Annotated in this window: 11 protein-coding genes and 1 tRNA gene; 2 read left to right on the forward strand and 10 right to left on the reverse strand. The window is 68.7% G+C overall.

Annotated features, from left to right (window positions below):
• Window positions 1-114: 114 nt before the first annotated feature.
• The 9 genes from Pth03_RS19975 to Pth03_RS20015 form a co-directional block, all read right to left on the reverse strand.
• The gene (locus Pth03_RS19975; protein WP_203945845.1) at window positions 115-966 is read right to left on the reverse strand and encodes a YwqG family protein; all 852 of its coding nucleotides are present in this window, start codon (window positions 964-966) and stop codon (window positions 115-117) included.
• A gap of 25 nt (window positions 967-991) precedes the next feature.
• Entirely contained in the window at window positions 992-2215 is a 1224-nt protein-coding gene (locus Pth03_RS19980; protein ID WP_239119197.1) for a tetratricopeptide repeat protein, read from the reverse strand.
• Window positions 2216-2403: 188 nt separating this feature from the next.
• Window positions 2404-3081 carry a class I SAM-dependent methyltransferase gene (locus Pth03_RS19985; RefSeq protein WP_239119198.1) on the reverse strand — a complete coding sequence of 226 codons (678 nt, stop codon included), beginning with the start codon at window positions 3079-3081 and terminating at the stop codon, window positions 2404-2406.
• Window positions 3078-3722: a restriction endonuclease gene (locus Pth03_RS19990; RefSeq protein ID WP_203945847.1), complete on the reverse strand. Its 645-nt coding sequence runs from the start codon at window positions 3720-3722 to the stop codon at window positions 3078-3080. The genes Pth03_RS19985 and Pth03_RS19990 overlap by 4 nt, the downstream gene beginning before the upstream one ends.
• Before the next feature lie 84 nt (window positions 3723-3806).
• A complete protein-coding gene (locus tag Pth03_RS19995) occupies window positions 3807-4337 on the reverse strand; it encodes a 2'-5' RNA ligase family protein (RefSeq protein ID WP_203945848.1) in 531 nt (176 codons plus the stop codon).
• 264 nt (window positions 4338-4601) lie between these two features.
• Window positions 4602-4675, reverse strand: a tRNA-Lys gene (locus Pth03_RS20000).
• Between the two features lie 84 nt (window positions 4676-4759).
• The gene (locus Pth03_RS20005; protein WP_239119199.1) at window positions 4760-5389 is read right to left on the reverse strand and encodes a hypothetical protein; all 630 of its coding nucleotides are present in this window, start codon (window positions 5387-5389) and stop codon (window positions 4760-4762) included.
• A 1483-nt stretch (window positions 5390-6872) separates the two neighbouring features.
• Window positions 6873-7259, reverse strand: a complete 387-nt coding sequence (locus tag Pth03_RS20010) for an OsmC family protein (RefSeq protein ID WP_203945849.1) — start codon at window positions 7257-7259, stop codon at window positions 6873-6875.
• A 4-nt stretch (window positions 7260-7263) separates the two neighbouring features.
• Complete coding sequence (locus Pth03_RS20015) at window positions 7264-7986, reverse strand: response regulator transcription factor (protein WP_444544174.1); 723 nt, start codon at window positions 7984-7986, stop codon at window positions 7264-7266.
• 216 nt (window positions 7987-8202) lie between these two features.
• Between Pth03_RS20015 and Pth03_RS20020 the strand changes: the two genes are divergently transcribed.
• Window positions 8203-9495 (forward strand): ferredoxin reductase family protein, encoded by a 1293-nt coding sequence (locus tag Pth03_RS20020; protein WP_203945850.1) that lies wholly within the window; start codon window positions 8203-8205, stop codon window positions 9493-9495.
• Between the two features lie 16 nt (window positions 9496-9511).
• Here Pth03_RS20020 and Pth03_RS20025 read toward each other — a convergent pair whose 3' ends face one another.
• Entirely contained in the window at window positions 9512-9787 is a 276-nt protein-coding gene (locus Pth03_RS20025; protein ID WP_203945851.1) for a hypothetical protein, read from the reverse strand.
• A 334-nt stretch (window positions 9788-10121) separates the two neighbouring features.
• Between Pth03_RS20025 and Pth03_RS20030 the strand changes: the two genes are divergently transcribed.
• Window positions 10122-12230 carry an acyltransferase family protein gene (locus tag Pth03_RS20030; protein ID WP_203945852.1) on the forward strand — a complete coding sequence of 703 codons (2109 nt, stop codon included), beginning with the start codon at window positions 10122-10124 and terminating at the stop codon, window positions 12228-12230.
• Window positions 12231-12267 lie beyond the last annotated feature (37 nt).

Below are 12267 nucleotides of genomic sequence, written 5' to 3' on the forward strand. Positions count from 1 at the left end.
CCAGACCCCGCGCTCCAACAACCGGCCCGGGCAGGCCGTGAACCGGCGGAAAAGTCCCGCAAGCCGTCCGCTGACGACCCGAACGACGTGCCGCCCTTCTGACTACCGAGAGAGTCAGCAACACTGCCAGGTGAACACCGCCCGGTCGAAACGCCGGGCGGCGAGGTCGTCCAGCCGGATCAGCCAGTAGAGGGCGCCGACGTCGCCCCACATCATGCCGGCACGGTCGTCGGTGTCGAACTGCGCGAGCAGCACCCACCCGGCGGCCTCTTCCTGGAGCGCGGGATCGTGCCACTCCACGTCGCCGAGTACGGTCGTCGCGATCTCGTACTCCACGTCGTTCTGGACGGGTGCCGCATAACCGGCGACCCGGTGGCCGATGTCCCCGCTCGACGGCAACGCCTGGCGGAAGGCGCGCGCCGAGACGGGATGGTCGGCGATCGTGCCGAAGTCGGCTTGGAAGGCCGCCAGGACGACGGGATGCGTCGGCGGCGGAGCGGTCACCACGAGGTCGGCCCGCAGTGGCACGCGGGGATACGGCTCGATCCCCGTGGGGGCCTCGCGCGGCGACGTTTCGACTCCGGCGGGGACGTAGAGGACGCGCGCCCCTGCCTGGGTTCCGGGATCCCACGGGCCCACGATGGTGTCGCCGTCGTCGATCTGGCCGTCGAAGTAGAAGAACGACAGGACGCCGTCGGCGGGAAGCCCCCCGACGCCCGCGAGGTGCGCGCAGTCCAGGCAGGCGACGAACGCCAGCGGCCCCTGCTCCTCCCATTCGGGCCAGGGCACGCCCGGGGGCAGCGAGGGCTGCCCGCCGAGATGCCCAGCCATCTGGTCGCCCTCCTCCGCATGCCGGAGCCGGATGCCCGGCCGCAGCAGCGAGATCCAGACGTCTGCGATATCGCCGGGAAGGTGATCGCGGGCAGCACCGGCGAGCGCTTCCCCGCAGCCCGCGCTGACGGTCATGCCGAGGCCCTTTCGACGGGCACGATCATCGGAACCGAGAGCTGGGGACCGGCCCTGACGAGCGCACACCGTCTCTGGGCCCAGCCAGCCAGCGGTCCGCGACGCCGACCACGAACGCGGAAAGGACCTCGTCGGTGTCGGCGGGAGTCCCGTCGGCGTCAGAGTCCAGGCCGGACTCCGGCTCGGCGCGGACGATCTCCGCCGCCAGTTCGTCAGCCGGCCGTTCGTCTGGCGGTGTTCTCTCGGCCGAGCCGTCCGGGCCCGCGCGCAACACGCCTCCCCACGACGGCCCGCCGGCCTGGCGGAGCAGCACACTCACGTCGGCGGTGACCTGTGGCGGATCGGTCCAGCAGGTGGCGTGTTCGAAGAGCACCTCACCCGGCGCCCGGTCCCTCAGTCCCGTAAGGATCTCGTCGCCGGCTTCGTTGAGGTCGTAGGCGACGACGACGGTGTCCGTACGGCCCGGCTTGTACGGCTCGGCCGGAAGCCCGAGGATCTCGGCGGCCGCCAGACCCAGGATGCGGCTCGACCGGTCGGGCAGAACGCTGACGGAACGCGGGCGTGTTCGGGTCGCCTCCAGGATTCGCCGCAGCCGCAGCAGCCCGAGAAGACACTGGTCCGGAGTGTCCTGCTGGTAGGCGTAGCGGCCGTTCATTCCCTGGTCGAAGCCATGCGGCGAGATGGTGGCGAGGATGCCGCCGGTCAGCACGAAATGCCAGCCGCGCAGGTCACGGTGGTCGAGCGAGGTGGCGATGGCGGCCGCTGCGGCCCGGCCGAGCATGCGGCCGGCGCGCTCCCACGCCGGCCGCCATCGAGGGTCACCGGGCTGCGCGAGCCGGGCGAAGTTCGCCTCGGCCACCGGCAGGTCACCAGCCATGATCGCGTTGTAGGTGAGGAGGTATCGGTCCGGCCAGTCCTGCAGGGCGGCGTCCCGTTCGGCCAGGACCGCCACCGCTTCGGCGTGCCGCCCTTCGCCCTCGAACGCCTCCACCAGTTCCGCGACGACGACCATCGAGCCGGGAACGTGACGCAGAGCCTCTCGCAACGCGGGTATCGCGACGTAAGGCACTCCCCGCTCGACGCAGGCATACCCGAAGTCGTACATCGCCTGCGGCTCGCCGGGGGAGGCGGCCAGACGGGACGACGCCTCGGTGAGGTCCTCGAAGCTCATGCCGGCAGCCGCCCACCCGACGAGGCGCGCCACCTCTGCGAGGGGCAACTTCTCCGCAGTGAACCGCAGATTGCCCATAAGTCCGGAAATATCGCCAGACTTCACGAAGTCTTGGGCCTTTTGCAGATCATCCATTTCGTACGGATATTAGCGATGATCTAGTGCCTATACGGCGAGCGCCGACGTGCCGGACTTGCCCGGCAGACGGCTCGCCCACGCCATCGACCTCGATCGGCGCAGGCCGTCCGTCATGCGCCGAAGGTCTGTCAGGTCAGAGCTGCGTAGTAGGAGTCGACCGCCGGCTGTCCGGTGTAGTTAGGCCCGGCATGCTCGTCCGATCCCAGGTATCGGTAGGGCAGCGCCCTTTCACCGGCTTCGCCGCGGTGGCTGATCCGGCGGTTCCGGGAGTCGTAGGCGAACCCGGCGGCCCGCAATGCCGAGGTGAGCCGCCGCCCCGCCGGCGAGCCGTCCTCCAGCACGACGCTGCGCACGTCGAAGTTGCTGGCGAACAGGCCGCCGTCCGCCAGCCACGCGGGGATCCGGGACAAAAGCCCGAGCTTGTCCCCGACGTAGTGCAGGCCGTGGACGCAGGTGATCAGGTCGAACCGCCGGTCCGGCTCCCACGTGATGATCGAGCCGGTGACCAGCCGCAGCCGTGGCGGGGCTGGAGGCCCGGCGAAGTAGCCCACGAGGTCCACGCCGACGATCTCGGCGTCGTCACCGAGCTGATGGGACGCCTCGAAGAGGGCGCGTGCCGTACCGCAGCACAGGTCCAGCCAGCGCACCCGCCGCCCCGAGGCCCGGGAGCGGAGGAAGGCAAGGACGTCCATGCCGAGCTCACGGCCGTATCCGTTGGAACCGGTGAGGCAGCGTTCGCGGTTCATCGTGCGGTTGGCCACCACCGCCGACCGCTCCAGCGTCTCGTCGTCGACCAGCCGCGTCATCTCGCCTCCCTGCCGTGGCGTAACCGCACCAGCCAGGCCGGTGGACGCCTGCCGGGCCCCAGCCGGTAGGCGTCGATGAGCCAGTCTCCCAGCCGGTCACGGTCGATGACGATCAGGTCGTGCTCGCCGGCCGTCCGGGTGGCTTCCGCGCTCAGATAGTGCGAGGTGATCAGGACGCCCCGATGGTCGCGGTACGGCTTGGCCTGCAGCGCCCCGACGAAGTCACGCACCTGACCGGGGCCGACCGCCCTCGTGTAGTACTTGCACTGAATCGCGTACCTGGCGCCGTCGGAGGCCACCCCGACCACGTCGATTCCCCGGTCACCCGCCCCTCCGACGACACTCACCCTCCTGAACCCGTCGCGGCGCAGCAACTCGGCCGCGAGTTCCTCGAACCGGCGCGGATCCAGCCGTTCCACCCCCGCCCTGCGCAGCGCGTCCCTCCGGTAGGCGGCGCCGAGCCGGCGGATCACCAGCACCGCCACGCCCACCAGGACGCCGAGCACGACGGCGACGGCCAGCAGGGTCGTCCACGACGACGCCACGACATTGGGGACGGCGATCAGCAGCACCACCCCGACGGCCGGCGCCCACCACACGCCGCTCTCGCCTCTCTTGCCGCCACGCCGTCCTTTCCGCACCGGTGATCCACGCCTCGCCATCGAGACCTCCAGAAGGGAAAGACCCTGCTGATTCTGTACGGCCCCACCGACAAAAACGCCGAGCTAGGAAGGCTCACCGAGCGGGAAGCAGGCGACATTCCGCCAGATCGTCCCGTCGTAGGAGTGCAGCGAGACGCTGCTCACATGCGCGGCGACCGGCAGGCCGGCGGCGAGCCCGGCTTCGATCGTGTCCTGCACGTCGACCGGCACACCGTCCGCCACGGTCAGATGCGGAACGACCTCGTCGAACCGCCCGCCGTACGGCGGAGCCTCCGGCCAGCGCGCCGCCACCGCCTCGGTCAGGTCCGCGAACGGCCTGCCGGGGTCGGGAGCGAGATAGAGCACCTCGGGAAACCGGCCGCAGCCGGAGAACCGCACGTCGAACGGCGCATGAGCCGCGAACAGCGCGCGAAGATCCGCCAGCATTCCGGCGTCGATCCGATCGGCACGGAGGAAGGGATAGAGGATCGTCACGTGCGCCGGTACCCCGTAGGCCACCGACGGGTCGAACCTGCTCCTCCACTCGCCCACCACGGGTTCCGCCTCGGGAACAGCGGCAATGAGCGCGGTCTCACCCGCTACGAAATCGGCCACAGTCAGCACCTCGCACTCAGTGGGACAACCAAGTCGATCATGCCACCGGCGGCCACGTGGGCTACCAGATCGGGTCGCGGCTTCCTTGATCTGCTCGGCCGCGGTGAGGCCGAATCGTCCGGCGTGCTTCACCGCGATCCGGGCGGCCCTGGCCCGCACCCGGTCCGAGGGGTGATGGGCGCGACGGGGGCGGAGATGAACCGGGAGATAAACGAAACCAGCGCGCCACGACCGAGATCATGAACGCGCTGGCTGGTTCCGCTGTGCGCCGCCAGGGACTCGAACCCCGGACCCGCTGATTAAGAGTCAGCTGCTCTAACCAACTGAGCTAGCGGCGCTTGCGACGTGCGTAACCCTAGCAGCCTGTCAGGCGCTGCGCACATCCGAAATGCCGCACGGGAAGGACGCCACGGTGGAGATCGTCAGCTGCTGCCCCATGCGCCGCTGGAGAAGGGAACCGGCGTTCCCCTCTTGCCGGGGCCGTCTCCCCATTTGGTCACGATGTAGTCCACCTGAATGTGGCCCTGGTCGCTGCCGACGGTGAGGGTCTGGGAGTCCCAGGTGGCGCCGACCAGGTCGGCGTAGGTCTTGCCGTCGATGTCGAGCATGACGCCGTCGTCCGAAGGGGTGCCGGGGCCGCGGTCGCCGATGAAGAACTTGGCCGTCTTGCCGTTGTAGCGGATGTAGCCCTCGGTGCCGAGAGGCCAGCTGGGGCTGGCGAACAGGCCCTGCTGCATGGGCTTGCCGATCGCGGGAACCCCCGTGTCGCCCTGCTGGCCGGAACCGTCGTCCCAGAAGTACGACCCGCTGGTGGTGCCGCTCAGCAGTACCTGCTCGTTGGCCGGCACTCCGGCGGCGTTGGCGGCCTGCTGTGAGACGGGCACGACGCCGATGACGGAGCCGCCGATGATTCCGGCGCAGGCGACGGCGGTCACGGATGCGAGGGTCCGGTGGCCGCGCACCTCCCGTACGGCCTTGTCACGCAGGCCGGTCAGCGTCTTGCCACAGAGATCGATGAAGGCTTTGGCACGCGGGTCTAGAACGGTCTTCATGGAGAGGAGGGGATCTTTCGTGAGACGACTGGGCGGGCGGTCTTCGCATCGTCGATCCGCCCGCCGGTTGAAGGCGGGCGACGCGACACGCGCCGCTGAGCGGGGCGAGATTGATTCGATCGCCCGCGGGACACACGCTCCGGCACGGAGGCCAGGAGGAGCGGCCCGAGGGCCGTCGTATGTCAGACGTGATCCGAAAAATCTGGAGCCGCTCGCGGTGGGGTCGCCCTCCGCTGATCTCGTCTCCGGTCTTGCAGCCACCGGTCGGTAGCAATTTGGACACTACAGGATGAGTCAGGACATAACCAAGCAAATCCCTTATAAGTCCCAGAAGATCTACCGCGTTCCCTCAAGTCCTCACCAGGACACCAAACCCCAGCACAAGCCGGTTTCTTGCCCGGCGCACCGCCGTCATGTGGGCGTGACGGCGCCCCGAAGTAAAGGTCGGAGAGTAAAGAACAAGCTCTCGGCGAGCTTGTGGCAGGGGTAAGGCACAGGTCGGCATGGAAGCCGTAAAGAGGGGGGTAGTACCACCCCCACCCCACCGTCTCTCCCGACCTCCCCGATTCGGCAAAGCGACCGCCGTACGGCAAAGCCAAGGTCAGTGGACGGCGCTCAGCGCTGTTACACGGCTGTACGGCAAAGCCAAAGCCGGGGTGAACGGCGCTCAGGGCCTGTGTCCCGCCCGCGGTTGAACGCCTCGGTGACGGCGGCCGGACGGTCATTCACGCCGAGCTTGGCCGTTGATGAACAGCACCGATGACACCCGCCTCGATCGCGGGGAGCATGTGGACGTCGGCGCCGCCACGCCGCCGCGCCTGGTCAAAGGGTTGCCACGAACACAGCTCACGTGCCGCCGTGATGTCCGGCGACGCCCGAACCGGTCGGCGTGGTGAGCAGAGCACGACATGGCGACGGGCAAGGGAAGGCCCCCGGAGCCCTGACAGGCTGCGCGTTCACATGGGCCACGGCCGAGCCGGCGGGCCGACCGGATGGGTGAGGCGATCGGACTGCAAAGCCGGGGAGAGCCTTTCTGCATGATCACGTTTTACGCAGTCACAGGCCAGGTCGGCAATCGCCGAACTTCTGCATGATCACGAACGGTGTCGGCGCAGCTGAAAGCCGCTGCGCACGAACTTCTGCATGATCACGGGCAAGGGAGGGGGAGAAAAGACGCCGGGGCCGGACAGTCCCCCAACTGTCCGGCCCCAGCCGAAGCGGTTCCGCCCAGACATGCCCTCCCCAAAGGCACCGGCGGGCCCCCGCTTTCTTTCGGACGCGGTTCCCCCTCCGCGTCCTTATGGAAAAAGCCCTAGTAAAGCCTGTTGGCCCAGATCTCTCTCGACCTGCTACCACACTACAGACGGAGTTGTCATGAACTCGTCATCCACAGGTGGATTTTCAGCCTACAACCGGCCTTGACCTGGTGTGACACGGTCAAGCCACCCCCAGGCGAGCGGCCAGAAGACCGGCCGGAATCGGGCTAATCATCAAGCACGATCCGGACCTCGGTTCCCTTTTCGAGTGAGCGGCTCACGATGCAGTGCCGTTCGTGCACCCGCTGCGCCACGGCCTCGAAGACCTCCCGCGCCTTCTCGGTCGGCGGCTCGACATCGTAGGTGACCGTGACCGATTCCAGCAAAGTCGGACCGGCGGCCTGCGAGGTCACGTCGGCGGCGAGCCGGTCGAGCCGGTGCCCGCGCTGGGCGGTGAGCGGCTCGACGGTCATGATGTTGCACCCCCCGACCGCGGCCAGCAGCAACTCCAGCGGACTGAACCGTCCCTCGGACGTGCTCATGACGATCTCCGCCCCGCGGTCGTTCCGGGCGATGAATCCATCTTCAGTGCGCTCAACGTGGACAAATGCCATGACATCACCCTAGGCGGAGATCCTCTCGTTCGCCGGGCTCGGCCGCCGCGGTGGCCTCCCTGAGGGCGTACCCGAGGCCGTGCACGGTATGGATCAGCCGGGGCTCACCGGCCGCCTCGGTCTTCCTGCGCAGGTAGCGGATGTAGACCTCCAGCGAGTTCGACGACGGCCGGAAGGCGTGACCCCAGATGCGCTCCAATATGACCTTGCGGGTGAGCACCTGGCCGCCGTTGCGGATGAGCAGGTCGAGCAGGGCGTATTCGGTGCGGGTCAGGTCGATGAGCCGGCCCCCTCGCCTGGCCTGCCTGCTCTCAGGCAACAGGGTCAGGTCGGAGAAGCCCGCCGCCGGGCCGGCCGGTGCCGTACGGCGGAGCAACGCCCTGACCCGGGCGAACAACTCCTGGACGGCGAACGGCTTGATCAGGTAGTCGTCGGCTCCTGCGTCGAGCCCGGCCACGCGGTCCCCCACGTCGGCGAGCGCGGTCAGCACGAGCACCGGGAGCCGATGGCCCTTCCTCCGCAGCGTCCGGCACACCTCGAGGCCGTCCAGGCGCGGCATCAGCACGTCGAGCACCATTAGATCTGGCGCGCTTCTCGCGATCGCGGCGAGCGCCCCCTCGCCGTCTCCGGCGGTGGTGACGCGGTATCCCTCTCCCCGCAGGGCCCGCGCGACCGCCTCGCGCACCTCAGCATCGTCGTCGACGACCAGCATCCGAGTCTTGGCCACATCCGAATCTTGGACCGGGCCGATGAGAAGTTCGTGAAGGAACGCCGCGGCTCTCCGGCCGTGTCCCCCGGCGGGCCGGGCGATCGGGCGCCCGCCCGCGGGCGACTCGTTCAGATCTGTTTCATATCTGTCAGCAATCGTCGTGGGATGGCACCAACCGACTTGACTGGCGCGGCCCCTCCGGTCCGCCCACGAGCAGGTACGGCTCGCGCCTTCGTGACGTGGCTCTGGCCGGCGATCTTCTGGGCGGGGGCGGTCGCGGCGCTGGCGCCATGGGCGTTCAATTCGGCGGCCGGCTTCGCGTCGGCCCCTCTGCTGGGCATGGCCAAGATCGCTGGCCTGATCGCGGGTTATCTCGTCGCCGTGCAGCTCATCCTGATGAGCCGGGTCCTGGAGACGCAGCTCATCGCCGTATGGCACCGCAGGCTGGGCGGCGCGGTCTTCGCGTTCATCACCGCTCACATCGTGTTCAGCACCGTGGGACATGCGGCCGGCCGGAGCCTGGGAGCCCAGACCCTGACGTTCATCTACGACTATCCCTGGCTCCTCGCGGCGTATGTCGGTACCGCTCTGATCGTGATGATCGGCCTGACCTCGATCCGCGCGTTCAAGCGGCGCATGCGCTATGAGACCTGGTACTACCTCCACCTTTACGCCTACCTCGGCACCGCACTGGCCTTCGCGCACACCGTCACGATCTCCACCGACATCGTCGGGGCCGCCAAGGCCTTCTGGATCGCCCTGTACGGCACGGCCGTCGCGCTGGCGGTGTGGCGGCGGATCATACGGCCGGGCCGCCTGGCCGTACGGCACGGCTTCCGGGTGTCCCAGGTGGTGCAGGAGACGCCGGACGTCACCTCGATCCACATCGGCGGCCGCCGGATGCAGGAGTTCCAGATCAGACCGGGGCAGTTCCTCTGGCTGCGTTTCCTCACGCGCGACGGCTGGGGCCAGGCCCATCCCTTCTCCCTGTCGGCCGCCCCCGACGGGCACAGCCTGCGCGTCACGGTCAAGGCGCTGGGCGACCACACGAGGGGTCTGCAGGACGTGCGAGTCGGCACGCGCGTGATCGTGGAGGGGCCGTACGGGAGCTTCACGACCCGCCATGGCAAAACAGTCCTGATGATCGCGGCCGGGATCGGGATCACCCCGATCAGGGCGCTGATGGAGGAGATGCCCCCGGGGACCGTCGTCATCTACCGGGCCCGCTCGGAGAAGGAGGTCGTCTTCCGGGAGGAGCTGGACACGCTGGCCAGGACGCGGAATGCCCGGATGGTCTACGTGCTGGACGAGGACGTCAGGACGCCTTCCTCAGACGGCACGGGGGGCGACGGCCGCGGGCTTCCCGACGCGCTCACGGCGCCAGGGCTGACGCGGCTGACGCCGGGAATCGAGGAGCGGGACGTCTTCCTCTGCGGACCTCCCGGCCTTGTGCGCAGGGTCGGCGCCGAACTGCGCAAGGCCGGGGTCCGCGACCGCCACGTCCACCTCGACCCGTTCGAGCTCTAGAGTGCGGAGCTGCGGCTCAGGCGTCGGGGTGTTTGGAGAGATAGTCCACGTAGACGGGCCGCAGCGCGTCGCCGAGCTCGCCTTCCCCCGCCGCCATGGCATCGCTGAGCAGCGCGGAGACCCGGCTGAGATCGTTGGCCGTCTCGTCGGAGTTGCCGCTGGCCGCCTCCGCCGCCGGGATCAGCTTCAGCAGGTCCCACAGGAAGCCGAAGTCGCCGTGCCGTACGGCATAGCGGACCGCCCGGTCATGCAGCTCCTTGGCCGACAGCGCATCGAGCTCTTCCACATCCATCCAGCCTCACCCCAAAAATCATGATTGCCCCAATTTTTGCCACTTATGCCCATGGCAGGGAAAAGGCTAGTCAGAGGCGGACGATCACTTTGCCGAGGGAGCCGCCGTTCGCGTGCCCCGAGCGGCGATCCAGCGGGCACGGAGCCCGGCCCGACCGGCCGTACGAACGCCGGACGAGGCGCACGTGAAACTCGCGTGAACTTCGACGGAATACCCCTGGGTGAGATCTTGACATATGCCCGGAAGTACTGTTTCGGTTTGTTTCCATGTCGTCTCGCCCAACATTGACTCGCGAGCAGCAGACGCTCGCGCCCACGTCCGGGAGAATCCCGGAGTGACCCACGCTGCACCCGTACCTCTGGAGACGACCAGCCGAGGCGAGACGGCCCCACCGCGACACCACACGCAGAAGCGAACCGACATCGAGGGCCTGCGGGCCATCGCCGTTTCGCTGGTCGTGCTGAGCCACTCCGGAGTGGCTCTGGTCGGCGGCGGATACATCGGCGTCGACGTTTTCTTCGTCATCTCCGGCTTCCTGATCACCTCGCTGCTGCTGCGCGAACTGTCCACGACCGGGCGTATCTCCATCCGCCGCTTCTACGCCCGGCGCGCCCTCAGGCTCCTGCCCGCCTCGACCATCGTGGTCGTGTTCACCGTGATCGGCTCCTGGTTGTGGCTGACACCGGTCAGGTTCGCCGAATACACCAAGGACGCCCTGGCCAGCACGCTCTACGCGATCAACTTCCGCCTGGCCATCACCGGCACCGACTACCTTCAGGAGGGCAGCCCGCCCTCGCCGTTCCAGCACTTCTGGTCGCTGGCCGTCGAAGAGCAGTTCTACCTCGTATGGCCCCTGCTGTTGATCGTCTCCGCCTGGCTGCTGGGGCGGGGCGGCCGGACCAGCCGCACCCGGTGGCTGGCGATCCCGCTCATCGGGCTGTCGGTGGCGTCCCTGGCGCTCAGCATCGTGGAGACGCCGCGGTCGGCCCCCTGGTCCTACTTCGGCTCCCAGACCCGTGTCTGGGAGCTGGGCGCGGGAGCGCTCGTCGCCCTGGCGGCGGCGCGTCTGGCCCGCACTCCGAGGCCCGTCGCGGCCGCCATGACCTGGGCCGGCCTGGCCGCGATCCTCGTCGCAGCGGTCGTCTTCGACGACAACACCCCGTTTCCCGGCTACCACGCGATCCTGCCGGTCGCCGGCACCGCTCTGGTCATCGCGGGCGGCACGGCCGCGGCACGCGGGGACGCGCGGTCACTGCTGGGCCTGGCGCCGTTCCAGCGGATCGGCGGCCTGTCCTACGGGTGGTACCTCTGGCACTGGCCCCTGCTGGTCATCGGGCCCGCCGCGCTCAGCATGCACGGCACCGTCTGGCTCAACCTCGCGCTGTGCGGCATCGGTCTGATCATGGCCGCGATCACGCTCTACCTGGTCGAGAACCCGGTGCGCTTCCACCGCGCCTTCAAGAACCGGCCGGGGCGCGCGATCTCGCTCGGCGTCTCCCTGTCGGCGGGCGCGGCGGTGATCACCCTGGTGGCCGCCGGTCTGCCCCCCTCCATCCCGTACGGCCCGCCGGTCCCGGACCTGGCGAAGGCCATGGCCTCGGCGCCCGACCCGGAGGCGTTCCTGAAGTCCAGCCTGGCCGAAGGTTTGCCGCAGGACCGGCTTCCCAGCAACCTGACGCCGTCCCTGACCACGGTGAAGGGCGACCATGCGATCGTCTACGACAACGGCTGCCACGTGGGCTACGACTCCACCCAGGAGCCCACGTGCGCCTTCGGCGACCTGACGGCGAACAAGTCGGTCGTGCTCTTCGGCGACTCGCACGCCGCGTCTTGGTTCCCCGCCCTGGACAAGCTCGCCCGCGAGAGGCACTGGAAGCTGTACTCGTGGACCAAGGCCTCGTGCAAAGTCGCCTCCATCCAGCTGGTGCGCAACGGCAAGGCGTACAAGAGCTGCACCACCTGGCGTGACCAGGCGATCGCGAGGATCAAGAAACTCCACCCGGCGCTGGTCGTCCTGTCCAATTCGGAGGAGGGAACGATCTTCCCGAAGACGGCCGACAACCCGGCCGCCTGGGGCGCGGGCTTCACCACGACGCTCAAGCGCATCAAGGCGCCCGGCACGAAGATCGCCCTGATCCAGGACATCCCCTGGCCTAAGGGCGACGCGCCCGAGTGTCTGGCCCAGAACCCCCGCGTCCCGAGCATGTGCACGAACAAGCTGCCGGACGCCCTGGCATCGAAGGACCGCCGCGCCGCAATCGCCGACGCGGCGACCAAGGCCAAGATCAAGCTCATCGACCCGACCACGTGGTTCTGCGGCACGTCGGGAAGCTGCCCGCCGGTCGTCGGCAACTTGCTCGTCTACCGAGACGAGGGTCACATGACCAGCCAGTACGCCGAATTGCTCGCCCCCCTGCTCGAGACCCGTCTGCCGAAGATCTGAGCGGAGACGATCCGGAGACGTGTGGTCCGGCGCCGGT

This window comes from Planotetraspora thailandica (genome assembly GCF_016863335.1).
In the GTDB taxonomy this organism is placed as follows: Bacteria; Actinomycetota; Actinomycetes; order Streptosporangiales; family Streptosporangiaceae; genus Planotetraspora; species Planotetraspora thailandica.

Coding starts and splice junctions, on each gene's coding strand:
- Pth03_RS20010 (WP_203945849.1), bottom strand. CDS start 7,259: ATGGCATTTGTCCACGTTGAGCGCACTGAAGATGGATTCATCGCCCGG.
- Pth03_RS19975 (WP_203945845.1), bottom strand. CDS start 966: ATGACCGTCAGCGCGGGCTGCGGGGAAGCGCTCGCCGGTGCTGCCCGC.
- Pth03_RS20025 (WP_203945851.1), bottom strand. CDS start 9,787: ATGGATGTGGAAGAGCTCGATGCGCTGTCGGCCAAGGAGCTGCATGAC.
- Pth03_RS19985 (WP_239119198.1), bottom strand. CDS start 3,081: ATGACGCGGCTGGTCGACGACGAGACGCTGGAGCGGTCGGCGGTGGTG.
- Pth03_RS19980 (WP_239119197.1), bottom strand. CDS start 2,215: ATGGGCAATCTGCGGTTCACTGCGGAGAAGTTGCCCCTCGCAGAGGTG.
- Pth03_RS20005 (WP_239119199.1), bottom strand. CDS start 5,389: ATGAAGACCGTTCTAGACCCGCGTGCCAAAGCCTTCATCGATCTCTGT.